Genomic DNA, 24677 nt, shown 5'->3' with positions numbered 1-24677 from the left:
GATTATGTCAGTGTGAAGCCAGTTGGCAACAAGTTTGAAGCAACAGCAAAGGGTCAGATTACGCTATAAAGTACTCTGACCCTTTTGCTTAGCTGAAACTGGCACAGCGAAACAGAACTTTTATCGACTGTTAAAGCTCAAAGAACCCTTGATCCTGAGCCTTAAACAGATATGGGTAAGCGAATATAAAACCTGGCACCATAACCTGGTGTTGAACTGTAGCCAATACTGCCATTCATTGCTTCAGTCAGCTCCTTACACAGCGCTAAACCTAAACCTGTACCGCCTTTGGCCTTAGAGCTACTGGCGTCTGCTTGAGAAAAACGTTCAAAAATTTTGCTCTGAAAATCTTCAGGAATACCATCACCTTGATCTTGCACAGCAATCTCAACCTGATTACCAATGAGTGTGGTAGACAGAGTGACACTTCCCGCTGTCGGTGAAAATTTAACTGCGTTGGACAGAAAGTTAGTCAAGATTTGTAATAAACGATGCTCATCGACGTAGACAAGGATCTCATCCATTGCGTGGTTTAATTGCAATGCCAGGGTGATTTGATGTAAGTCAGCATAAGGTTGATGATCGTCAATGGCTCTTTGTAATAGAGGCACGACATTTAAGCGTTTCATTTCAAACAACATCTTCCCAGCCGCGAGTTTTTCAATATCCAATAAGTCATTGATCAAACGGCTAAGCTGCTTACAGTTGCTGCTGGCAATTTCAATCAGCTTGTCCGCTTTTGCGGGTAAGGTAACCAACTTACCAGACTGCAATAAATTTAAGGCGCCAAAAATCGATGTTAATGGCGTACGCAGCTCATGACTTACTGTTGAGATAAAGTCATCTTTAACTTGTTGTAATTGCATCCTATCGGTAACGTCTTGTACTGAGCCGATTATTATCTGATCAGGATTTTTATCCTCGGCAACTAATTGCCCTAACTGATGCACCCAACGAACTTCACCATTAGGTCGAATAATTCGGTGAACCACATTATGAATGCCTGTTAAGCGAGCCTGCTGCTCACTTTTATCCACTTTATCAATATCATCTGGATGAACGGCACTTTTAAGCAAGGTCACACTGGGAACGATGTCATGGGCGTCAAAACCAAATATTTGATAAATGATAGGCGACCACCATAAGGTGCCCTGTTTTAATGACGCATGCCAATAACCAATTTGAGCTTGCTCGCTAGCTAAATCAAGGCTTTGCTGAGCAACATTCAATTGCAAATTGAGATCTTCAAGTTTGAGGTAATGTTCTTTCGTTTGGGTAATATCTTGAATGTACCCATGCCACAAAATACTGCCATCGGGCATGTTTTCTGGCGAAGCACTGCCAGATAACCACACTAAGGTATTATCATCCCTGTAAACCCGATATTCCTGTTCCCACAGCGTGAGTTGTTGCGCTGAATCTTCAATACTCTTGGCTACCGCAGGTAAATCTTCAGGGTAAATTTTGGCAAACGCGGTGGACGCATCCGTTTGCACGTCTTCGGGTTTTACACCATAAATGTCTTCGATGGCAGAACTGGCATACGGAAATGCACTGTGACCGTCGGGCCATAATTGAAACTGATACAAAACCCCTGGCAACTGCTGTGTGAGTTTATGTAATTGATCTTGAAGTTTTTTCTCTTTGCTAATATCTAAAATAAAACCATCTAGGTATTTAATAGCCCCACGACTATCATATTCCGCAGCGCCGCGACCTTCAGCCCATAGAACCGAACCATTTTGATGTAAAATACGGAAATTGAGTACCCAACTGGCATGGTTAAGCACTGCTTTTTCAACCGTTTGAATTAATAAATCTCTGTCTTCGGGATGAATGATGCTCACGAAACTACGTTGAGAGTTATCAATAAAATCGCTGGCGAGGTAGCCTGAAAGCGCATAAATATGATCGCTCATATACAGCATGGACCAATGCTCATCATGATGACATCGGTAAGTTACCCCAGGAATATTAGTCACTAAGGTTTTAAACTGATCTCGACTTTGTCGTAATGCTAGTTCGTTATCATGTTGTTTGGTGATATCGGCATGGGTGCCGTACATCATCAGAGGCTTACCATCGTCTGAGTATGAAATCACTCGGCCTCTGTCATGCACCCATATAAAATGCCCCTGTTTATGTTGCATGCGGAAATTAACATCATAAAATGGGCTTAAACCATTAAAATGATCCTCTAATGCCGCCTTGGCGTGGTCTAAATCATCGGGATGGGTTACGGCTAACCAGGTGTCGATAGAAATGGGCTCAAGCTCAGCAAGCTGATAACCAATCATTTCTGCCCAACGCTCGTTAAAAACCGTTTCACCGGTTTGTATATTCCATTGCCAAGTACCAATTCTGGTCCCTTCAAGCACCGACCGATACATTAGCTCACTTGCCGCTAATAGCTCATTTGACTGCTCTTGTAATCGGTCTTGAATTTCTTGCTCAACGCTCTTGCCAAACTCAAAAGCAATTTGGCGCTCTTTATCGGTAAACTGCCGAGGTTGGCTGTCAATAAAGCAAAGTGTGCCAATGCGCTCACCGTTAATTTCTAATGGAACACCAGCATAAAAGCGAATAAATGGCGCGCCGGTAACCAATGGATTATCTGCAAATCGGCTGTCGAGTTGGGCGTCGTGGATTTCAAAAATAGATTCGGCTAAAATCGTATGACCACAAAATGAAATGTCTCTACTCGTCTCACAGGCCGCTAGACCTTGTTTGGATTTGAACCATTGCCGCTTAGCGTCCACTAATGAAATCAGCACTATTTCGGTGCCAAGGCAAAGTTTAGCTAAATGAGTTAGGCGATCAAAACGTTGCTCTGGAGCCGTATCTAACAGGCCAGTATTGTGTAACGCTAAGAGTCTTAGTTGTTCGAAAATCGGTGTTACGGGAGCTTGCATCAGTTACTCCGGATGGTTGATTTTTGCTGAAGCAAGATGGGCTTGATAAATACGCTCGAGTGAATCGCCAAGACTCATGGCATCAAAGGGTTTCTCAATAACGTCAACAGCGCCGGCATCTAAATATTCCTGTTTTTCAGTATGCTGAATTCTGGCGGTCATAAATACCACCGGAATGTTAACGCAATGTGCATTTTTACGAATTTCGTGCAGGGTTTGCAAACCATCCATACCTGGCATCATGGCATCTAACAATATTAAATCGGGTGTAAAGTGCGCCAGTTGACTAATGGCCTCATGCCCCCCCTCACAAGACACCAAGGTAAGACCTGAGATATCAACCAGAGCCATTTCAACGATAACTCGAATCGACTCATCATCTTCTACGTGTAAAATTTTGTCTAGCAGCATGCCGGCTCCGTTTTGGTGAGTAAAACCCAAATTTGGCTAATTTGATTTGCTAATATAATCTTATAAATGATGTTGTAGCAAACTAAGTTGTTGAATAACCCTATTGATTACAATAAAGCACTCGTGTCTATAGGTATAGTTCATCCAATATCACTGTTGTAATTAAACTGCTATTATCTTTTTGGTAGCGGATCAGCCAAGCCATCATAAACCGAGAGTAAAGAGATGAAAGCGAACAAAAATCCTAGTAATCCGCACTCGGTTGCACAAACTGTCTCAAATAGCGCTAATCACTTAGGTTCAACATCAGCAAATAAAACGCTCGAAAATTTACTTGCGCCCTTTGCAGGCAACGAACTATTTTATCGGCGCTTAATACATATTTTTGAAACAAATTTACAACAACAGCTGCAAAATCTGGATCAGATGATCTTAGATAACAATACCAAGGACATTCTGGTCATTATTCATACTCTAAAAGGTAGTTCAGGATCCACCGGCTTGTCATCTCTGCATTTAGCCCTGTTAGACGGCGAAAAAAAGCTTAAACAAGCTCATGATGCAAATGCTGCTAACCTTGATCTTGTATGCGAAGAACTGGTAGCGCATGTTCGTGCTGTGGCGCAAGCTGAGCTTTCAAGTATTCATAGCCTATTACTAAATTCATCTGTAACAGATACACCAGCACCTGTAGACGACTATTCAAGCGCAGAGTTAACCTCGACCCTAGCAGAACTTAAACAGCATCTAATGGACGGTAATCTCAACGCACTCGACGTCACTTTACGCCTACAAAATATGCTATCGGATAAGGTGTTACTGCAACAAGACTTAGCTAGCCTGCATGATACCGTTGAGATGCTCGATTTTGAGCAAGCACTTGACGCATTAGCCTCACTGTCGCAAAAGTTATAAGCTCAAGGTTGTACTTATCTTGGGCTTATAAAACTCGCGTACAACTCGCATGCGACACTTCCACTAACTCAAGCGCTATAGATAAGTGAAATGAATACGTGCAATGAATAAGCAATTAATAAAAATCACTTCTTTAGATAACCTTATTTGTTTTTAGGACGATAAAGCACTAAGAATAAATCAGCTGCTTAGTATCATCACAAAGGCACTTTACCAGACGTTTCTTGTGTTTTAGCTATTGATATTTGCTGCCATTTAACAATCACTTGCGCTAGCTCTCCCCGACCGGATAAACGTTTGATCGATTGGTTAATGCCTGTAATTAACTCTGGGTTAGTGGTTTTTTTACTGATCAGAAAGTGAATTTGGTTATGGTCTAATACCAGCGGTAATTCTGTAACAGAAATCCTTTCAATCTGAGTTGCTATATAAGGTACGGCAATAGAATCGCCAATGACAACATCGCCTCTACCGTAACCCAGCATGCGAATTGATTGGGTGGCATTACGACTGAAAATTAATAGTTTTTGCTTGATTAACGCTTGTTCTGATGCCAAAAAATCTGCCCCATACCAACCAAAAATAGGCGCAAGGAGGACGAGCTTTTGACTAAATATATCCTGCCATTTATCAATTTTGATCTGTGAAGCTAAATCAGATTTTACAAATAACTTAATTTCTTCGTCACGGTATGGTACTGAGAAATCAGCATAAGCTTCTCTCTCAGGTCTATAACTTGCGCCCATCATAATATCCAAGGTGCCTTCTTGTAACATTCTGTGGGCTCGCTTTACGGGCATATCGATAAAATTTAACTTACAACCTAAGTTGTCCGCCACAATAGTGAGCATATCAACATCGAGCCCAACGGGTTTACCGGCGCTATCCAACCAAGAATACGGCGCCCAACTATTAAAACCAACGTTAATCGGCTCATAACATGATGACGTTGCTTTTTGCCCATAGGCAAAATACGCTTGAAAATAAATAAGTAAAAGTAATAAAATTCTTAATCGCATAGGCTTACTTCTCACCTTATTACTTATCAATTCTTGCAGGGTAAAAGTCGATTTGATGGGATATTGAAGCACTGTCTAGTCAAACGCCACTTTGCTAGCACCTATAAACCTTAGACTATAAACATTAGACATAAAAAATCTGTTACGCCAGTCATCATACCAAGGCTTTTGGGTCTGAACCTTCAATTGAGTGATAAACAGCAATCCAATGTATTTTTCGCCAGCATTTTGCCATCAATACATCATGGCAATGCCAGCAACACATTTATCGATACATTAAGTCGATGATGGCTATTTTATCCATTTATCATCACGATTGCAGTTCAATCTGGTCAGCGTAATCAATAAGCGGTATTGTTACCCCAAATGAACCCAGATAACGGATGTTGATTGTTTACCTATAATATCAATGGCAAAGCGAGTCGCTTTTTTACCTACGCAGATTTAATAAACTGCGGGGCTACGGCTATCGAACATCAAATAGAAAATTTGCCACTGCAACCCGACACTTGGCGCGCACTCAGTTTGTTAGCCACTCAAATACTTGATCCAATCGTCGATCAATTTGGACCCATAGCGCTGACATATGGTTTTTGTTCGCCTGAGCTGGTCAGAAAGATTGCTAAAAATCGCAATCCGCATATTGCGCCAAAACTTGATCAACATTGCTCATACGAACTCAATCAAAATCAAAAAATCATCTGCGATCGCTTAGGTGCCGCCTGCGACTTTACCCTAGTGAGCAACAAGGATGATAAACCGATTGATATGCAACTGGTGGCGCAGTGGATGTGCGAAAATCTGAAATTTGACCGCCTGTACTATTACGGTAAACATCGACCGATACACATCAGCATTGGCCCACAAATGAACCAATTCATACAAACCATGAAAACCAATGCCGACACCGGCCATCGTGTCCCGTCTAAAAAAGGCCGCAATGAAACGGCGATTGCGGTGATTAGGCAAGTGGATTATTAACAGTAAAACGAGGCCGTATGGATAAACCTCAAACAGAAATAGATGAAACGTCGCAATGGCTAAACAGTAAAGACACCATGCGACGGCTAAAAGTATCCTCTTGTCATTTAATGCATATGCGCCAAACAGGAAAAATTAACCACAAAAAACAAGGCAACAGTTTTTGGTACTTAATCGAACAAAAGTAAATGTCGTTGAGATTTATCACCTAAACGAAACGGAAATACATTATGGATGCAGTTTTATTTAAAAAGCTTGTGACAACAATGCCGTTAGGTAAAAAATTACCCGATGCGCATTATTTACACCAAGACGGATTCGCTGAAATAGATGAACAACTCAGTGGTTTCATCATTGCGGTGAGTAATGCGTTAAAAATTCCACTCGACGATTGGCAAGTCATCAAGCTCAGTAAAGCTGAATTCAAATTATCACTCTTGTCATACCCTACTTTTTTTACCGAAGCCTACCCTGCACTTACCCAAAGCGTCACTGTTGACTTAAGCAAGCTTGAACATCGCATCACCCAATACTTATCTAGCGATAATCCGCCCATTCTGCATCGTAAAGAAACTATGTTGCCAAGCTCTCATGCTTGCTACCAAGAATTTGTCGCCATCACACAAGAAGGTGAAAATGCAGGCTTGTATGCCAAAAGTCGCATGATAGGCTTTAAACAGTCATGGGAAAAAATAATCCAACAGCACGGATACGAACTCGTTGATGGACGACTCTTTAGAAGCTCTAGTTTTGCATCTGCAAACGATGACAGCAGCAATATCGACCGACATAAAACCGCATTGGTGCGGCATGATCTAAGCTCACCGATGAAACATCTTGCCAAACAAAGTTATTTAAACGGTGATTACAGTGTATTTGACTATGGATGTGGTCGAGGTGACGATTTAAGAGAACTACAAGCCCACGGTTTAGAAGCATTAGGCTGGGACCCTAACTTTTGCCCAGACGCTGACAAAGTTGAATCCGACATTGTTAACATTGGCTTTGTCATTAACGTCATCGAAGATGCAATAGAAAGAACAGAAGCCATACGAGGCGCTTGGCATCTTTCTAGAAAGTTATTAGTAGTGTCAGCCATGCTGGCAAATGATAGCTTTATCAGTCAATTTACCCCCTATAAAGACGGTGTCATTACCTCACGTAATACGTTTCAAAAATATTATGCCCAAGCAGAACTAAAAGGTTATATCGAACGCACGTTAGACGAAAATGCTATCGCTGTAGCACCAGGCATTTATTATATTTTCCGCGACAAAATTGAAGAACAACGCTTTTTAGCAAAGCGTCATCAACGCCATCATCAATGGCACCAAATAACCACACCGACGCCAACAAGCGAAGAACAAGCTCGATTATTGTTCACTCAACACCAAACATTGTTAACCGCGTTTTGGGACCGATGTTTAGAACTTGGCCGCTTACCTGTCGATGATGAGTTTGCCGAATCATCCAACATTACAATGCATTTCGGTAATGCTAAAAAAGCTTTTAAATTACTCATGCAAGTACAAGGCGAATCCGCTGAACTCGAATTTGAACAAGCCATAGCCTTAAGGCGTGAAGACTTACTGGTATATTTTGCATTAAGTCAGTTTGAACAACACAAGGGTTACAGTCGATTACCCGATGAGCAAAAACGCGACATAAAGATATTTTTTGATACCTATAAAGTCGCCATTAATGAAGCCAAAGTATTGTTATTTGCCATCGCGGATACCCAACTTATTGAACAAGCTTGTATCGACGCACACGACAACAAACTGCCTGCAAGTAAACTCAATAACGGTCACTCGTTAGAGTTCCATAAAAAATACTTAAGTTACCTGCCCGCGTTACTGCGTGTCTATGTTGGCGCAGCAGTACAACTGTATGGCGAACTCGATGAAATCGATCTTGTCAAAATCCACATAACATCAGGTAAAGTCAGCTTTATGGGATACGATAATTTCGACACCAGCCCACTACCCACCTTACGCGAACGCATTAAGGTTAAGATGTGGCAGCTCGATGTCGATTTTTTTGATTATGTGGAAGTAGATAAGAGGCCTCCTCTGCTCTTTAAAAGTAAATACCAAGATGAAAGTTTTGAAGATTTTAAAAAGCAGAAATCATTTGATAAACGCATTGAAAAAGAGTTTTTTCTTGAATCAATTGGCCAGCTAAATAAATTAGCTGATATACATCAGATCTTTAATTTAAAAGGAATTGAAATTAAAGGGTATAGGATCTATAAATCATAATATTTACCTGTATAACAATATCGATGGTCAATCTAAATTGTTGACCATCGATACGTGGTAAGTAAAATCTTTAATAGGTTAAATTCATCGGGTTAGAAAACTCATTAGGATTTAACTCGGCTAGCTGTGTTCTAACTCGACGCCTTAAATTAATGGAAGGTTCTAATACATACTCTTGATAATCTTCGTGTCCGGGATTAATCAACAGTAATTTAGATAATGCTTTACAAAGCCTTGTTACCGCATTTTTATCTCTTATATCCCCTTTAAAATCTGGACTTTCACCAAAGGGAAACTCTAAGTGACTGACTAATCTTAATTGATGCATATATTGACCAAAAACATCTGCTTTTATACCATATCCTTGAGCAGCCTTGTCGGTTGTGAATCTAGGTATCTCCCATCCAGGTATGATTCCATGAAAGCGATCTATAAGAGCATCATCATGAAACATTTCAGGGAGGTGTTTAATATAATCTGAGCGCATTGGTTTATTTTCATAAATATCAATATTAGCCAAAATCATTAAGCCACACTCACTAGATACCTTTTTGTTGCCACGACTAAATTCACCTGATTCAAGATAATTTTTAAACTTAGCATGGATATCATCAGCACCTTTAAAGTTAATTGATTGCCCTTCGTCCAAAACAAGTAAATCATAGTTACCAAAGAGACCAACTTGTTTAGTTGATAAATTAAAAAACAATTGAGCCTCTGACAACGCACCACCACTATTTAGCCAAGTGTAACGGCTAAGGTTTGAATAAATAAAAGACTTTCCTGTACCTTTTGGTGCTAATTCCATCATGTTTATATTATTTTGGACTAGTGGTATAAGGCGTAATAATAGACAACGTTGCTGGCTCTCCGTATAAGAAAATGGCTCATACCCCATGGATCTTAATAACACATAAATCCATTCTTTTGTTGTAAAGGATTCTCTTGCCTTAATCAGTTCAGACAAAACTACAAAGCCAGATTCCATAGGGCTAAAATCAACAAGCTCAATGATATTCTGCTTACCATCATAGCCAAGATTTAACCGCCCAGCCCCCCACTGCCCCCCCTCTAAAAGTGAGTGGTTCGAATCTAAAACATCTTTAGTAATAGTTGCACTATTTTCATCTATGCAAGGTATAGATAAAATTCTTTTATCTTTAACAATATCGATTCTAACTTCAAAACGGTCAAGCAAAACCGTTGACTCTCCTTTTTGTATTGCATATTTTATTTTATTTTTTTCTGATTTATCAGGCAAATGCTTACTCATGAACTCACTGATCTTAGAAAAAGTATCAAGTTCTGTTGAACTTTCGCTGTGGAAACGGTCAACTAACCATTCCTCTACAAAAGAAGGAATGGTCCTTTTATCACGAATATTAAGGTTTCTAACTACTTCTTTATTAATAGTTAGTGAGCTAAATGCCGACAAAATCTTCTGATCCAATTCATATTTAGACATTAGTCAAACATCCCTTCAAATTTTTTACTTGCTAAACTTGCTTCCAGTATCTTTGGAGGAAAACAAACTGAAATAGACTGAGTTTGAATTTTTTTATTACCATTAACTTCAAATTGTAAATCAAACTTAATATCTGTTAACCCTTCTTGCGACACGGTACATTCAAACGCAAAGTCAAACTCAATGGTTTGACCTTCATTTATTCTTTCAATTGCATGTTTGCCACTAAAAGGATTAGCTAACTTAATTCTAAAATTATCAATGTTAACTGGTGTTGATATTTTTAGTCTTAGGCACCACTTTCCCGAAACATAAAAACACTCGGATGATATTGCATTTAATGTAAAGTTATTATAGCTCTTAGTTACACCTGAATATAAATTATAATAAGGAATTAAAACTTCTTCCGGTGTTAAACCACCATGAGCTAATATAGACGAATTTTGGCTTTTTGAAAAATAACGTCTATCAAACGGAATCAAAAAACCTGAGTTTTTACCATCGATTCCAACAAAAGTGTAATCATCATCTAGTTCGTTAGGCCTATGCTCTACTTTGATTACTCTTTCCTTAATTTCTCCCTGCACCACCGGCTTTTTAAAATCTCGACAAACAGTAACACCATGATCTGCAGTAATATGGAAAGTAATTGCTTTATTCATTTGTAAAGCATCTTTTTGCCATGAAATAATCTGAGATTTCAAACTATTCAACATAGTCTTTACATGATTTTGATGCTGATTGAAGTCTGCTGCTTTATGCAAGAATTCATCTACTCTATTCTCGAAATAAACTACAAGCTTAGTATCTTGTTCTAATCTATTTTCACGAATTGAAGCCCAGCTTTTAAAAATTTGTAAACTACTTTTAGAGCTCAAGTGTGAGTGATATGCATTTAATATAGCATCTTCCACATTACTTACATTTTTTGTAGCCTCCTTTCCCGTAATAACAGCAATCTTCCCTATTTCAGTCAAAGTAGGTATTGGAGCGAATAACTTTGAATGTTCGATATTTAGGTGTTCAATTTGTGAAAATGTCTCAAAAATCAAGTCTTCATGTAAGGAGGATAAAGCATCAATCATAAGAATAACAACAACTTTATCATCCGAAAAAGATTTTGACACTTGCTTTGAAAAGGTAGTCCAATGGTGTCGAGATCTTAAAATACGGGCTTCTTGATTTATTAACCAATGAGCAAAGTTAATAGCTATATCTGAGTTCACAATATTACCTGCAACAAAATCATCTCGAGTTTTTGTTAGATAACGGTCAGACCACTCAATAACAGAATTAACATCAGAGCTCTCTGGAAAATTAACATCTACGGCATTGTCTTTCCTACACCTCAATTTATCAAATAATGCTCTAGCGCCTTTAGTATTATATCTTTCTAGTTTTATTAAAAAATCATCAGTTAAATAGTTCACATTAGATTCTACTAAACAATCTAAGTAATCGATTAAGACTTTCCAAGGTGAAATCAAAACACGATGTAACTCTTTAAAATCAAAATCACCATGAGTGATTTTTCTATGCACTTGCTCTGTAACTTCCAACCATTTTTTTGACAAATCTGAGTTTAAATTTTCACAATAATCAATAAGCGGTAAATTAATCACATCCAAACTTATCGTTCTAGGTGGTAACGATTTAGTAATTTTAAAAAATGATAATATAGTCCTTAACTTTTCAAAATGCTGTTGAAGCATTAATTCTTTAAGATTTTCACTGACATCCTGTTCATTAAACAAATAATTCAATAGATGATCGATTCTACTTGAATCCAACTCAAATTCGTTAGCTATTTTAGATACCACAAAAAAACGTACTTGTTCTATATTTAGTATTATCCTGAAATCTTGATGTCTATTGCAAATAGATTCAATTTTAGATTTGAAATCTGAGCACTGTATAAAATCAGGAGCTATAACATTTAATATATACTCTTCAAAACAGGATTGTTCATAATCATAATTTAACAAATCTAGGCTAACTATTAAAGAAGATGTTATCCACGCAGGCACTTCGCAAGATTTATTTTCTGCAAAAAGGCTTTTAGGATCAATAATATTTGTATGAGCAACACCGTCTAAGCCTTCAAAATCTCTGAATCGTGAATATAGAGTTTTCGAATGAAAGTAAATACACAAATCTGTAGTTTCGTTCCTAGATAAATTGCTATAGATCAACTGTCTAAAACGATCAACATCAGATGGTGTATTGACAATATTGAGATTATCACCAGAAAAAACCTGATATATATCTAGATAAAATTTAATAGTCACTACGATTTACCCACTAAATCATTCATTAAACTTTGTAAAGCTTCAATTTTCATGTCATAGCTTAAGTGAGAACCGTTGACTAGATTCCTAAGTTGGCTCTTCAAAGCAGCAAGAGAATTAACTGCAATATCTGTATTATCTGTATTATCTGCAATATCTGTATTATCTGTATTATCTGTATTATCTGTATTATCTGTATTATCTGTATTACCTACATTATCCGTATTGCCTGTCAGAGGGACATAATCCCGTGCACTACCCAGTAATTGATTCAGTCTTTCATGCAAAAGGCCAAAGTCGTAATCATTACAATCATTGTAAGTTTTATTTACAAAAGTCAATGTCAAGTTATCATATGACTTTAAATCATAACCATCGGTTTCAAAGAAGAGGTCTGCTAATCTGTTGCTTTGAGGTTTACTCAATTTTCTTAGATTTTTTATTACAATATCTTTATCATCATTACTAGGGTAAATTGACTTAAATATTTTCTTAATTTTTACTAGCTTTTCATTTTGAATATTATCTAATTCTTCAAAAAATGATTCTAGACTCTCAGCTAAAATAATTCCTTGACTGTTAGATAATTTAGTAAATCCATTTAGTTCAAGAATTAAGTCAGCTAAATCTTGATTGCTTTTACCAACCCTATCGATAAAATCAATAATAGCTTTTGCATTTTTTGATAATTTAATAGAGTTTTTAACATCATCACTAAGGGCTTTAATTTTTTCACGAAACCTTTTCGCCGACATATTAGCATAATCAGTTTTAGCTATTAACGAGCCTTTTTCAACGTTTAAAATATGACCAATAATATTAAAAACTTCTAGCTGAGTTTCAGTATAATCGATTAATCTAAAAGAAATTTTATTACCGCCTTCGAATGCCTTCGTTAAAATTTTTGCGGCATTTGAATCAATTGTACCGTTCCATCTAATACGCTTTATTTCATCTTTTATTGCATAAGCAGCAAAAATAGCTAAAGAAGACGCAGGTATACCATAAGGAGATGATACGTATTTTTCACGAAGTCTAAATGTAGGATATGACTTATCTCTATTAGCTTTCAGAAACTCTTTTTTTAATTCATAAACAAAAGATTTAATAGGTTCGTTTAATTCATCTGGGGTTTTCAAGTCCCACCCATTTGTGCGCTGGATAAACATATCATTCGCGCACAGTGTACCATTAATAAGTGATGCGTTTTCAGTGGTAGTTGTAGTTTCACCAAGTAAATCATTTGTTCGATATGAAGGAGTTTCGTTGTACCTAAGTATCCTATCAACTAATTTCTCAACCTTAGCACTACCTGTATATTTCTCATCAATAAGAACATTTAAATTCATAGCCCTAATAGAAATACTACTAGGATATGATAAATTAACATCATGCTGTAAAATTGATTTAAAACTATGCCAGTTTGAGCAATCCAGTTTGTTTAGATTGCCAGATTTAAAAATTGCAGATTTACCATTTTTTAATCCTTCTCGGCCATAAAGTCTCGAAAGTAAAATTAATATTAATTGTCTACAATGCTCCCACTTTGCATCTAGCTGCCTAACTAAATCTTCCGATAATGAGTTAGACTGTGTCAATATACTATTAATAGATAAATATCTAACAATCAAACTTTTTAAGTTGAATTTTACATTATTCTCTTCAATCGTCTCAGAGTTAACTCCGTCTAATGGAATCCAAAAATAATTCAAATCGGAATTTAAAATATTAATTTTATTAATAATAGTGTTAACTTCAGCAGCCTGTTCAGCTAGCACTAAATATACTTTTGCACTAAGTGTTGGTCGGTCATTTTTTATAGTACTAGCAGAAAAAAAGCTATTTAACGTCTCAACGCTATAAGTCCTAACAATACCTGAAGAAGAAGGATCTAAGTTATGTTCTCCTAAATTTTTAAACAAATCTCTCTTCATTTTCGGATTGTTTGAAATTAACTCTTCAAGAGTTTTTGAATCGTTTTCTTCGCAGCTGCTTTCAATCATGGAGTCAACATCGACACCACCATCTCCAGCTAGAGTCCATATATCAGTAACACTATTACGCCAGATCAAACCTGCACTTTTTAACCAAAGTAAATGCTCTTGAAGTGGATATCTGTTTCTACTTAAAGCACAATTTAAAAAGTTTTCTGTTGCATTAAAATTCTCTCCTAAAATTTGTGATAGAAATATTAAGCTGAGTATATCTTTTCGATATTGATTGTTGCTTTCCTCATCATTCACAACATTTGAGATAACTTGCTTATAACGCCGCCATTCACTAGGAACTTGTTTTTTAAAACTATCCCGATAATAATCGACTAACTTAGGTAAACGTATTAACTCTTCCCCCCAAAGTTCTTCGTTAACTATTGTTCTGTTTAAAATCTCACTTGAATTGTCCCTATAGAAGGTCAAAGCGGTTCTGTTAGCTTGTGCGAGCTTCGATAAGTTAAACAGTCCAGCTGCCATCAAAGGATGAAGTGGGTAGACCTCATCAATTACCATTTCTAATTTATCAGTTAAACTTCTAAAAATTTCTAACTCAGAACAATTAGCTAATAAGTGATTTTTCAATTCAGAATCGATGGACTTAAGCTTAGTACCATTTTGTGTCCATGACTTCTGCATGCCTAACAGGTGATAACCTTCAGCTTCTAACTCATTAAGTTCAATTTTGAATGGTGTATTAAAACGACCAGATATTTTTGATAGGCCCTCTTTTATAACTTCATTTGCCTTTGTTCTTTCGCCATACTCTTCAAATGAAACATGAGTCACACCAAGAAAGATTGTATGGCCTACATCTGGGGCACAATTTTTTTCGACAAACTCTTGTAACTGCATTATCTCTACACTTGCATTCCTATTTGGGTTACCAATTAGGTCTTCAAGAGCTGCACCAAACTCATCCCATAAAACAACAATACCACCAAAATTATACTTTTCACTAAGATTAATTCCTGCTTCATAATATGCTTCAATGAAGTTTTTCCCGCCTTCATTTGCAATATTAAAAGTTAACCCTAAGCAAATACTCTTATGCCAAATATGAAAGTCATCTAAAGCTGTCTGTTGATGGTCTTCTAAACCAAAAATCAACTCTTCTAATGTGAAATAATTCTCTATTCCCATCGAAGTAAAATCAGAATTTATAATATGTGGACTTTTTTCTTGTATTTCATTACAACGCTTTAAGCACACATCAAACTCAGTAGCAGGTAGAATCTCTTTTACATCTAACCTTGGATTTCTCGTAATTGAATCGTAAAGTCCTTCCATTAGTTTTGAGCCGATAGAAGAAGTATTTGAACCATATAATGACACTAATAAATAGGGTCTTGAATCAGCATCTTCGTTTGATAGGAAGACTTTTTCAAGATTACTTGATAAAGCTTGTTCTCCCAAATTTTGTAATCTTGATTTAAACTTTTTGAAACAAGGAGTATTCGCACCATCTCTTAATAACTGTGCTAAGACAACAGACAAGTGGCTCTTTCCTGAACCATAACTGCCATAAAGATTTAAAGCGCGCTGTTCTTTTGGAGCTGTAGGTAAAACGGCTTTACATATATGTTTAAAAACCTTTATTGATGCTTGTGTAGGGCTATAATTCCCAACTAAAGAGGTATTATTTAACTCCTGCTCTAACACAACAGCGGCTTCTTTTGAATCATGAAAACAAACAACATCACGAACTATCATAAGTGTCTCAACCTTTTAAGATTCGGCTCTAGCCGGTAGCCATAACGAGATATCAACCCCAGGAAGTTGCACTTCTTTATAGTAGTTAATATTCAGACGTCTAAACTCATTACTGTCAGCAAAAAGAATAATGGTCTTCGATGAATTGTGATTTAATGCTCTTTCTGACCAAAATGCTTGTTTATCAAGTATCGACCAATTCACAAACCACTGTTCTGGTTTATGTATAATTAAGCCGCGATCACATGAGTTATTATTTACTTCTTCAAGGTAAACTTTTTTTCTAACTATATGAGTGGGAGTAAAATCAGCACCAGGATGACTCCAAACTTGATAGGTAGGCAACGTGATTCTGACAGCTGTACAAACTTCATCGAGAACCTTAATATTTTTACTAGAAAAACATATATTTACGTATCTCAAGCCAGGATGTAAATGATACTTCTTGATGGTATCTTTTATAACTCCATGTAAAAATGCTAATTCCATAATCAACTATAAGACACTAAAGCCAAGTGTCTTCTCCTTGCTGAAGTAATAATATTAATGATTTACGGGGAATACACGATTCTTTAAATGTGATTGACTCAAGGTCTGCGGCAAGATCAAATGTAAAAAAGTCTTTCCACTGATTCATTTGACTCATTCTTTGTAGACTTTTTTTGAGATCTGATTTTGATAAACACAAATAATTATTTATTCCTGTATCGATGATTGCATTGAAATCAACGCTTAGTCTAGATTTAAAAAATGTGAACCGAGCCAATGATAAAGCATATATAATAATCTCATCAGTCACTTTAGGTGAGCCCATTTTCAACTCAACATTATCACGATGGGTTCTAAAATCTATTAACCCTAACCCCTCAAGAGGACCATCTATAAAGAAAGATTTCCTTACCCCATCATAACTGGTATCAACGCTAGCTGATGCGTATACAGGCTGATGCGCATCACGTATTCTTTCTTGTAAATCATCTTCAAGATTCCAATCTTTTGTAAATGAATCTAAGTTCTTAAATAAAGTGCTATAAGGTTCTCCCTTTTCAGAGAACACTGTCTGAAGATGTATTGCCCACCATGTAGCAGATTTACTTAAATGAGGATCATTATCTTCAATTATCAAACCAAACTCTGATAGCTTTTGGCTGTTCTCTGACAACTGTGTTGATTGCATCCACCCATTAATGGATTTTACTACAGTAGAACCAGCTATAAACTCTTTCATTGCTAGACGTTGAGAACCTGTTGAAAATATATCCGGATTAGTTTTCAACAACTTAATACCAGTACTCAACCACCACTTATTGATTGGAAACTTGCTATTGTTTATAAGCGCCATCAGGCCTCCCCTAAAAACTTACACAACACAAAAAATAACTTGCTAAAAAAGTAATACTGATTGCTTAAATCCTGTTAAGTGATAATAAATATCATTAACAATGTGATAATTTTAAGTTCTATACATCAAAAACCAACTAAAGACACATGTTAGACACAAAAGTAACATCCTCTACCACGACAAGATTACAATTATTAGACAAAGTGACTTCAAAAAGGCTTTTTTTGATCAATTTGACCTACATATAAAGCATTTAAGTCAAAACGAGACGCAAAGATATGTGGATTTTTTCAGACAAGGTTATCGCTGTATCATAATATTTAGCTTTAACTTGTGTTTGACTATTTTTAAATCCTAGAAATAATCCAATAAACAAATGCGGGGACAGCAGACGCTCAATTAATTGTATTCGAAGAGGCTCTTCGAATAAAAATTTTACTTTTTTTGCACTAACGACTAACGAAGCTATCTTTTGCTTATTATAATGATTTATGCCTTCATTTAACTGATTTCTGTCTGAATCTATAGCAAGATCAAAATTTATAGCATCTTGCGGTATAAAACTTAAAAGTTCATTTTGAGAATAATTTGCTAATATTTTTGTTAACATCATAATCCTTTACATCATTAGAATACGAATACGAATCCGATTCGTCAATATTGTTTTTGTGGTGGTAAAGCTAATAATTAATAAAAAATCAACCAAAATTTTTCTTGCTATCATGAATTTACTGCATATTTTGAATCACGACAATATAAATTATACATTAATCTTTAGCACTGTATACAAACACAGCTTTTTCAATAAAATGCTTTTGTTCGGTTGCAAATACGTCTAGTATTCGCTCTGGACAATTTCTCCAGAGGCACTACATCAGCTATGAAAGCTAAGTTTACAGGTCATGACACTTTCCCTCTACGCTATGGATGGCTATTCAAGGCAGTTAATCATTTGAATTCAAATGGTAAATTCTCAAGTTCTGATGAAGACAGTATTCGTCAATCAATAGTCGAACTTGGTGTTGGTAAAAATATGGTTAAAGCTATTCAGTATTGGGCTGAAGCTTCTAACGTGATTCATTCTGAACGATCAAATAATTCATTTATTCATGCTGTGTCACAAAATGGCGAATATCTTTTTGGTGGTGAAAGCTTCGAAGATGGAAGAGATCCTTACCTAGAAATGCCTGGCTCAATTTGGTTAGTTCATTTCTGGTTAAATTTTAATGTTGAACATTTGACCGCTTACCGTTACTTTTTTAATTTCGCAAATGTGCAACATTTCGAAAAAACAAAGCTCATCGCTGATTGTTTTGAAGATGCAAAGAAACTCGTTGATAGTGAACTAGGTAATATATCTACTATCAAAAAAGATATTGACTGCTTTTTGAATACCTATAGTAAAAAGCTCAAAGCTACTTCATCGAAAAAAAGTATCAACATAGATGAAGACCATTTTATCTCACCTTTGTCTGAATTAAATTTGATACAAGATAACGGTGGCGGTTTTTACATTAGCAATCTATCTGAACGTCCTGAACTGCCTATCGAAATATTTACTTATGCCCTGCTTGAGTTTTTTAAATCTGAAACTGTAGATTCTAAGGTCAGCACTGTTGATTTCGACTCATTATTGAGTAAACCCTGTTCACCCGGTCGAATATTTCGTTTATCTGAATCTGGGTTAGGTCAAAAACTAGATGAAGTTCAAAGCTTTACTAACAACAACATTTCATGGGTCGATTCATTAGGACTAAGGCAAGTCAACGTTTCTGAATATGCAAAAACCAATAGCACTTACTATTTGAATCAATATTATGGCACTAAAAATGACTGAATCACTCATAACTATCAACCAGCGTTATAAAAGCTCTACCCGTATTGATGGTGATAGCGAAGATTTACGGTCCTTTATTGACGATTTTATTCTTCATGGTACTGCCGTTAATGTGCTTGACACGGTCAGTCGCGAATACGACGCTAATGCACAAAGGGTATATACCATTACAGGGCCTTATGGCTCTGGTAAATCTACCGTCGCGTTATTTTTATCATGTTTATTATCTACTGATACTAAGTTACGCGAGTACGCTACGGCAAAGTTACAATCATCACCTGTCCTTTTGTCTGAATTCCAGAAAAGATTTGCAATCAACATTGGTTGGAAAACTGTTAAACATGTTTGTGGTTTAGAGTCACCTGCAAACAGCATTTTACAAAGTTTATATATTGCACTTGATATAACTTACGATGTGAATAAAATTGCACACTTAACTGACGATGAATGTCTTTCTGAAATTAAACTGGTTCTGTCTTCAACGCAAAGTAATGATGATGGAGTATTAATTTTACTCGATGAAATGGGCAAGGCTTTAGATTATCAATCACGCGCTAATAAGGACTTACATTTATTCCAAGCATTAGCTGACGTAGTTCAACAAGCTAATAGCCCTGTATTGATGATCGGTTTCTTACATCAAGCTTTTTCTGATTACGCTAAAAATAAAGATGCTAAAACTCAGCAAGAATGGAGCAAAGTTCAGGGGCGCTACCGAGATCTTAGTTTTAATCCATCAATTGACGAATCATTAATCCTCGTTGGTGACTCTATAACTCGATCAGCTGAAATTTCTTCAAAAATAGAAAGCAAGTATGCAAAGTTAGTCAATGTCGTCAGCAGTACTTTCGCTAATCAAAATCGGAATGTTGGTGCATTAACCGATACTCTGCCACTTGACCCTATCGTCAGTTTACTTTTAGGCCCTGTTTCAAGACGCCGCTTCTCACAAAATGAGCGCAGCTTATTCGGTTTCCTTGCATCACATGAAAAGTTTGGTTTTCGTGAGTTCCTAGAAGATAACTATACACAATCTCAAGATGACCTAGTTTTGTATAGGCCAGAAATGTATTGGGATTACCTTCATCATAATTTGCATCACTTAATTGTTACATCGCATGATAGTAAGGCTTGGTTGGAAGGTTGTGATGCGATTTATCGCGCAGAGCAAAAAGCAGAAGGTAGTGAGCTACATGTTTCTATAACTAAGGTTATTTCGTTACTGACAATATTTGGTTTTCATCATCAATTACATGCTAAAAAAGATTTTTTAAAGAAATACTTTGTAAGTCGCGGTTATAAAAATACAGAAATAGCTAAAGCGTTAGATGATTTGCAAACATGGACTGTCATTATTTACCGACAGAAACATGATGCTTTGTTTGTTTTCCAAGGTAGTGATATCGATATCAACACATTGATAAGTGAGCGTGTTGAAGCCGTTAGTCAGGGTGTTGATTGGACTAGCGTTTGTGACTTGCCGCAAAATATATTAGCGACAGCACACTATCACAAAACAGGAACAATGCGATGGGCAACAACCAAGCTCATCAATAAAGTCGAAAAGTCGTTACTTGAACAGCTTTGTTCTGAACCGAAAACAGGCGAAGCTTTCCTTACTTTTGTCTTATCGGTATCACCCGATGTGACGCAAAAATTTAAAGAAATTGCATCAGACTTAAGCCATTGCGTTATCGGTGAGTATGACGATTTTAGCATTTTACAAACAGCAGCAATTGAGCTGATAGCACTTAAGCAAATCCTTAAAGATGAGCAGAAAATTACCCATGACTTGATCGCCAAAAACGAGTTAGAAAACCGCATCATCTTTGCTCAACAAAATGTAGAAAAAGAACTGCAACATATATACAAAAATGCACAGTGGACGCATTGGAATAACCCATTACCGCCCTCATCTCCTCTTACTTCATTGGCATCTGTAATAGCAGAAGAAATCTATCACAAAGCACCAATTGTAATTAATGAATTAGTTAACCGCTCTAAACCTTCTGGTAGTGCAAACAGTGCCATTCGTAAATTGATGAATGCAATGTTTGTAAATGGAAACCAAAAAGATTTAGGCTTCGATGAAAATAGCTTCCCTCCAGAGAAAGGCTTATATCTATCCTGCTTAAAGAGCAAAGGTTGGCATAACTATACTCCTGAAGGTTATTTATTCCCCAAAGCATGGAGTAAAGAAACCAAAGATGCTAATCCAAAGATGCATGCACTTTGGCAGGATGGTTTTACTTTTATTAAAGAGAACTCAACCACAGCACATGTTTCCATCGCACAGTTATATGAACGTTGGATGTTGCCACCTTTTGGTTTAACAACCGGACTTTGTCGTATCTATGGACTAGCGTTGTTAAAGTCACTGGAAGGACAGATTGCATTTTATGATTGGGATTCTACAAATCAGTTTATTTTTATTCCTGAACTAGATGAGGAACTGGTTAATAAAATCTATAAGCATCCACATGAAGCTGCGGTACGATACTTTGAAATATCAGATATTCAGAGTCATTTGTTAGAGAATTTAGCTCAAGCTACAATCGGAAATGCTAAGACTGACAGTGCTATTTTGAATATAGCTAAGCACATTGTTGGAATAGTTCATAAGCTACCATCTTGGGTTAAAAAAACCAGCGGCGAGAGCTTTAGCGGCAGCCAACAAAATGGTTTAACTAAAGAAGCAAGAGACTTTAGAAACAAAGTTATTGGTGCGAGCGATCCGTTTAAGCTTATCTTAGAAGATTTACCTGCTGTCTTTGGTTTTGATAAAAATGACCCAGCTTTAGAAGATCAATTGGGTTATAAGCTGAGAACGGCAATTGAAGATTTAAGTGCTCAAAATGATATTTTATATAACGGATTCAAACAAATAATCATTGATACATTAGGTGAAGAATTTAATAACAATCTTAAAACACGTTGTGAATTTGTTGAGGGTATAGCTAAGCGACCTAATGTCAAAGAGCTTGCTAAACGAATAGGCCAGTGCATTAATAATCCGAGTAAATTTGAATTTGTTATTAATCTTGCAACGGGTGCGCCTGAGCGTAATTGGACCGATAAACATCTTCGTAACGGCTTAGATGAATTACAGAACTTATGTGTTCAATTTAGACGTATTGAATCATTTGGTAATTTACAAACCAAAGGTAGTTCAAAACCTTTGGCATTCATCACCACCAATAGTGAAGGTAAGCATCAAGAATTTGGTGGTTTTATACAGTATGATTTAGAAATGGATAGCGACGTTTTGCAAGTTGTAGAAAAAATAAAGTCGTCTTTCTCTGATTTATCTAAAGAGAAACAATTAGCCGCTTTAACTAACTTGCTAACAAATTTGATGGAACAAAGTGAAAGCGGAACAGAGGTTGTTAATGACTGAGAAAGTTAAACATGTTCTAGGGTTGTCTGGCGGCAAAGACAGTAGCGCCTTAGCATTATTTGTCAAAGAAACGTATCCAGATTTAGAAGTTGAATACTTCTTTACTGATACAGGCTACGAGTTGCCAGAAACCAACGAGTTTATTGATCAGCTTGAAGAAAAGCTGGGGTATATTCACCGTTTAAATGCACGATCATTGAACAATATTGAAGGTCGTGGCGAAAAAGACTTTGCTCACTTGTTAAAAGAGCATGGTAACTACCTGCCCTCACAGCGTGATCGCTGGTGTACCGTCCAAATGAAACTAAAACCATTTGAACAATGGTTAGATAGTTTTATTAGTGATGGTTATAAGATTAAAAACTACGTCGGAATTCGAGCTGACGAGCCAGAAAGAACGGGATACATGACCATAGAGAAACCTATTGAGTCTGTATTTCCTTTTAGAGAACATGGCATTGTTAGAAGTGATATTGAAAATATCCTTCAACGTAATGGGTTAGAGCTTCCTGAATATTACAAGTGGCGCTCACGTTCGGGTTGTACTTTTTGCTTCTATCAACGAAAAATTGAATGGGTAAAGCTGATGGAAAAGCACCCTACGTTATTTGAAGAAGCCAAAGCATTTGAGAAAGGTGATGACAACAATAGCACTACTGGTGAACGTTTTTATTGGATGGGCCAAGGTCAACCTCTTGAAACTTTAGAAGATCCAGAAGTGCAGAAACGTATCATTGAAAACCATGAGAAAAAAGTCGCTCGTTTTAATAAAAAGAAACGTAGTAACGCTTTATTAGGTGATTTCGGTGGTGTATGTAATTTTGGTGAACTAGACGACATATACGATGAAGCCGAAGGTGGCGGAGCGTGTGTAACCTGTTACAAATAAATAAAAAAGCGACTATCTAGTCGCTTTTTTTACAGCTTTGATAAATATATCAATTTGTTCAAATGTCACATCAAGTGCAAAACTTAGTCTAATAGTATCTTCAGCTTGTTCACGCGTTAAACCTAAAGATGTTAATACATGCGAAGCTTCAATTTCTTTTGAAGAACAAGCTGAACCTTGAGCTAAACTAATTCTCTGATCATTATCTCTGATCATTAACGCTACGTTGGTATTCAATAGTGTTAAGGACAAACAATGAGGTAAGGCATTAGTTCGGCCATTTATGTTAAAGCCAATCCCTTCATTAATGAGCCCTTCAATTAAGTACTCTTTTATGCGCATTTCAGAAAACGATTGGTAATATTTCGGGAATAAATCAATCGCGGTGCCATAAGCAATAATCAACGGCGCAGCAATTGTTCCGCCTCTCAAACCTTGCTCTTGGCCAGCGCCATGAATAACTGGCAAAAGTTTCCTGTGGCGTAAATCTCGTATGTAGATCGCGCCAGTGCCTTTTGGGCCACCGACTTTGTGAGCGGAAAATGACATGACATCTATATTAAAATCATCGACATCGATCTCTGTTTTCCCATAACTCTGGGCTGCATCTGAATGGAATAGAACATTGTTTTCAGAGCATAATTTGCCAATTTCACCAATCGGATTAATTGTGCCTAATTCGTTATTGACGTGCATTATCGACACTAATGCCGTTTTTTCGTTAATGGCATCCTTAACATCATTAGGGCAAATAATGCCATCTAGATTAGGTTTAATGTAAGTAACGTCAAAACCAATCGATTTAAAATAATCACATATCGCTAATACGCACTTGTGCTCAATGGTGGATGTGATTATATGGTTTTTTCCTGCAGGGATGTCACCACTTAACAGCAAGCTTTTAAAAGCGATGTTATTTGATTCCGTTGCGCCACTAGTAAACACAATTTCACTTGGATAAGCACCGATTGAATCAGCTAGTTTTTCTCTTACTTGATCAATTTCCTTTTGGACAATAGAGCCCATCAAATGACTGGATGCTGAATTTGCATAAAATGTCTCAAAAGCATTCATCAGAGAAATTTTAACTTCAGGCAATAGAGGATATGAGGCTGCGGTATCAAAGTAGATCATACTAGTATTTATCGATAAGTTATTTGTAAAAATATTAACACAAGTTGAACTCTACAATTATGAAAAATTCAATAAAATACAACAATCCATAGCATAACCTTGGTATTTTCTTGAAGAACCAT

At 36.7% G+C, this 24677-nt stretch carries 17 protein-coding genes; 7 read left to right on the top strand and 10 right to left on the bottom strand.

Going from position 1 to position 24677, the window contains the following annotated elements; translation table 11 throughout:
- Nucleotides 1-161: 161 nt before the first annotated feature.
- Both GW828_RS09265 and GW828_RS09260 read right to left on the bottom strand, forming a co-directional pair.
- Nucleotides 162-2912: a PAS domain-containing protein gene (locus tag GW828_RS09265; RefSeq protein ID WP_273058105.1), complete on the bottom strand. Its 2751-nt coding sequence runs from the start codon at nt 2910-2912 to the stop codon at nt 162-164.
- A 3-nt stretch (nt 2913-2915) separates the two neighbouring features.
- Nucleotides 2916-3323 (bottom strand): response regulator, encoded by a 408-nt coding sequence (locus tag GW828_RS09260; RefSeq protein WP_273058106.1) that lies wholly within the window; start codon nt 3321-3323, stop codon nt 2916-2918.
- Between the two features lie 225 nt (nt 3324-3548).
- On the opposite strand from GW828_RS09260, the gene GW828_RS09255 reads away from it, so the two are divergent.
- Entirely contained in the window at nt 3549-4238 is a 690-nt protein-coding gene (locus GW828_RS09255) for an Hpt domain-containing protein (RefSeq protein ID WP_273058107.1), read from the top strand.
- Nucleotides 4239-4435: 197 nt separating this feature from the next.
- Here GW828_RS09255 and GW828_RS09250 read toward each other — a convergent pair whose 3' ends face one another.
- Entirely contained in the window at nt 4436-5257 is an 822-nt protein-coding gene (locus GW828_RS09250) for a substrate-binding periplasmic protein (protein WP_273058108.1), read from the bottom strand.
- A 390-nt stretch (nt 5258-5647) separates the two neighbouring features.
- On the opposite strand from GW828_RS09250, the gene GW828_RS09245 reads away from it, so the two are divergent.
- From GW828_RS09245 to GW828_RS09235, 3 genes are read left to right on the top strand one after another with little or no spacing between them, the layout of a single operon-like run.
- A complete protein-coding gene (locus GW828_RS09245) occupies nt 5648-6238 on the top strand; it encodes a hypothetical protein (protein ID WP_182756286.1) in 591 nt (196 codons plus the stop codon).
- Nucleotides 6239-6255: 17 nt separating this feature from the next.
- Nucleotides 6256-6426, top strand: a complete 171-nt coding sequence (locus tag GW828_RS09240) for a hypothetical protein (RefSeq protein WP_273058109.1) — start codon at nt 6256-6258, stop codon at nt 6424-6426.
- Between the two features lie 42 nt (nt 6427-6468).
- A complete protein-coding gene (locus GW828_RS09235) occupies nt 6469-8499 on the top strand; it encodes a DNA phosphorothioation-associated putative methyltransferase (RefSeq protein ID WP_273058110.1) in 2031 nt (676 codons plus the stop codon).
- Between the two features lie 70 nt (nt 8500-8569).
- Here GW828_RS09235 and brxL read toward each other — a convergent pair whose 3' ends face one another.
- The 6 genes from brxL to GW828_RS09205 form a co-directional block, all read right to left on the bottom strand.
- Nucleotides 8570-9964: a BREX system Lon protease-like protein BrxL gene (brxL, locus tag GW828_RS09230; RefSeq protein WP_273058111.1), complete on the bottom strand. Its 1395-nt coding sequence runs from the start codon at nt 9962-9964 to the stop codon at nt 8570-8572.
- On the bottom strand, nt 9964-12252 hold the full coding sequence (locus tag GW828_RS09225) for a PglZ domain-containing protein (protein WP_273058112.1): 2289 nt from the start codon (nt 12250-12252) through the stop codon (nt 9964-9966). The genes brxL and GW828_RS09225 overlap by 1 nt, the downstream gene beginning before the upstream one ends.
- A complete protein-coding gene (locus GW828_RS09220; protein WP_273058113.1) occupies nt 12252-15956 on the bottom strand; it encodes a hypothetical protein in 3705 nt (1234 codons plus the stop codon). Before GW828_RS09220 ends, GW828_RS09225 begins: the two co-directional genes overlap by 1 nt.
- A 15-nt stretch (nt 15957-15971) precedes the next feature.
- Nucleotides 15972-16445 (bottom strand): hypothetical protein, encoded by a 474-nt coding sequence (locus GW828_RS09215; RefSeq protein ID WP_273058114.1) that lies wholly within the window; start codon nt 16443-16445, stop codon nt 15972-15974.
- A 16-nt stretch (nt 16446-16461) separates the two neighbouring features.
- Complete coding sequence (locus GW828_RS09210) at nt 16462-17298, bottom strand: DUF4007 family protein (protein ID WP_273058115.1); 837 nt, start codon at nt 17296-17298, stop codon at nt 16462-16464.
- A gap of 253 nt (nt 17299-17551) precedes the next feature.
- Complete coding sequence (locus tag GW828_RS09205; protein ID WP_273058116.1) at nt 17552-17908, bottom strand: hypothetical protein; 357 nt, start codon at nt 17906-17908, stop codon at nt 17552-17554.
- Between the two features lie 270 nt (nt 17909-18178).
- On the opposite strand from GW828_RS09205, the gene GW828_RS09200 reads away from it, so the two are divergent.
- From GW828_RS09200 to GW828_RS09190, 3 genes are read left to right on the top strand one after another with little or no spacing between them, the layout of a single operon-like run.
- On the top strand, nt 18179-19135 hold the full coding sequence (locus GW828_RS09200; protein ID WP_273058117.1) for a DUF4007 family protein: 957 nt from the start codon (nt 18179-18181) through the stop codon (nt 19133-19135).
- A complete protein-coding gene (locus GW828_RS09195) occupies nt 19128-22532 on the top strand; it encodes a hypothetical protein (RefSeq protein ID WP_273058118.1) in 3405 nt (1134 codons plus the stop codon). The genes GW828_RS09200 and GW828_RS09195 overlap by 8 nt, the downstream gene beginning before the upstream one ends.
- Nucleotides 22525-23421 (top strand): phosphoadenosine phosphosulfate reductase family protein, encoded by an 897-nt coding sequence (locus GW828_RS09190; RefSeq protein ID WP_273058119.1) that lies wholly within the window; start codon nt 22525-22527, stop codon nt 23419-23421. The genes GW828_RS09195 and GW828_RS09190 overlap by 8 nt, the downstream gene beginning before the upstream one ends.
- A gap of 12 nt (nt 23422-23433) precedes the next feature.
- On the opposite strand, the gene GW828_RS09185 is transcribed toward GW828_RS09190, so the two are convergent.
- Nucleotides 23434-24555 carry a cysteine desulfurase family protein gene (locus tag GW828_RS09185; protein ID WP_273058120.1) on the bottom strand — a complete coding sequence of 374 codons (1122 nt, stop codon included), beginning with the start codon at nt 24553-24555 and terminating at the stop codon, nt 23434-23436.
- Nucleotides 24556-24677 lie beyond the last annotated feature (122 nt).

It is taken from the genome of Shewanella vesiculosa, assembly GCF_009994065.1.
In the GTDB taxonomy this organism is placed as follows: domain Bacteria; phylum Pseudomonadota; class Gammaproteobacteria; order Enterobacterales; family Shewanellaceae; genus Shewanella; species Shewanella vesiculosa.
This window is presented reverse-complemented; position numbering and strand designations above follow the sequence as displayed.

Excerpts from the sequence above, each read along its gene's own strand:
- GW828_RS09255 (WP_273058107.1), top strand. The coding sequence starts at position 3,549 with ATGAAAGCGAACAAAAATCCTAGTAATCCGCACTCGGTTGCACAAACT.
- GW828_RS09195 (WP_273058118.1), top strand. The coding sequence starts at position 19,128 with ATGACTGAATCACTCATAACTATCAACCAGCGTTATAAAAGCTCTACC.
- GW828_RS09205 (WP_273058116.1), bottom strand. The coding sequence starts at position 17,908 with ATGTTAACAAAAATATTAGCAAATTATTCTCAAAATGAACTTTTAAGT.
- GW828_RS09220 (WP_273058113.1), bottom strand. The coding sequence starts at position 15,956 with ATGATAGTTCGTGATGTTGTTTGTTTTCATGATTCAAAAGAAGCCGCT.
- GW828_RS09250 (WP_273058108.1), bottom strand. The coding sequence starts at position 5,257 with ATGCGATTAAGAATTTTATTACTTTTACTTATTTATTTTCAAGCGTAT.
- GW828_RS09210 (WP_273058115.1), bottom strand. The coding sequence starts at position 17,298 with ATGGCGCTTATAAACAATAGCAAGTTTCCAATCAATAAGTGGTGGTTG.
- GW828_RS09185 (WP_273058120.1), bottom strand. The coding sequence starts at position 24,555 with ATGATCTACTTTGATACCGCAGCCTCATATCCTCTATTGCCTGAAGTT.
- GW828_RS09265 (WP_273058105.1), bottom strand. The coding sequence starts at position 2,912 with ATGCAAGCTCCCGTAACACCGATTTTCGAACAACTAAGACTCTTAGCG.
- brxL (WP_273058111.1), bottom strand. The coding sequence starts at position 9,964 with ATGTCTAAATATGAATTGGATCAGAAGATTTTGTCGGCATTTAGCTCA.
- GW828_RS09240 (WP_273058109.1), top strand. The coding sequence starts at position 6,256 with ATGGATAAACCTCAAACAGAAATAGATGAAACGTCGCAATGGCTAAAC.
- GW828_RS09215 (WP_273058114.1), bottom strand. The coding sequence starts at position 16,445 with ATGGAATTAGCATTTTTACATGGAGTTATAAAAGATACCATCAAGAAG.
- GW828_RS09190 (WP_273058119.1), top strand. The coding sequence starts at position 22,525 with ATGACTGAGAAAGTTAAACATGTTCTAGGGTTGTCTGGCGGCAAAGAC.
- GW828_RS09200 (WP_273058117.1), top strand. The coding sequence starts at position 18,179 with ATGAAAGCTAAGTTTACAGGTCATGACACTTTCCCTCTACGCTATGGA.
- GW828_RS09260 (WP_273058106.1), bottom strand. The coding sequence starts at position 3,323 with ATGCTGCTAGACAAAATTTTACACGTAGAAGATGATGAGTCGATTCGA.
- GW828_RS09235 (WP_273058110.1), top strand. The coding sequence starts at position 6,469 with ATGGATGCAGTTTTATTTAAAAAGCTTGTGACAACAATGCCGTTAGGT.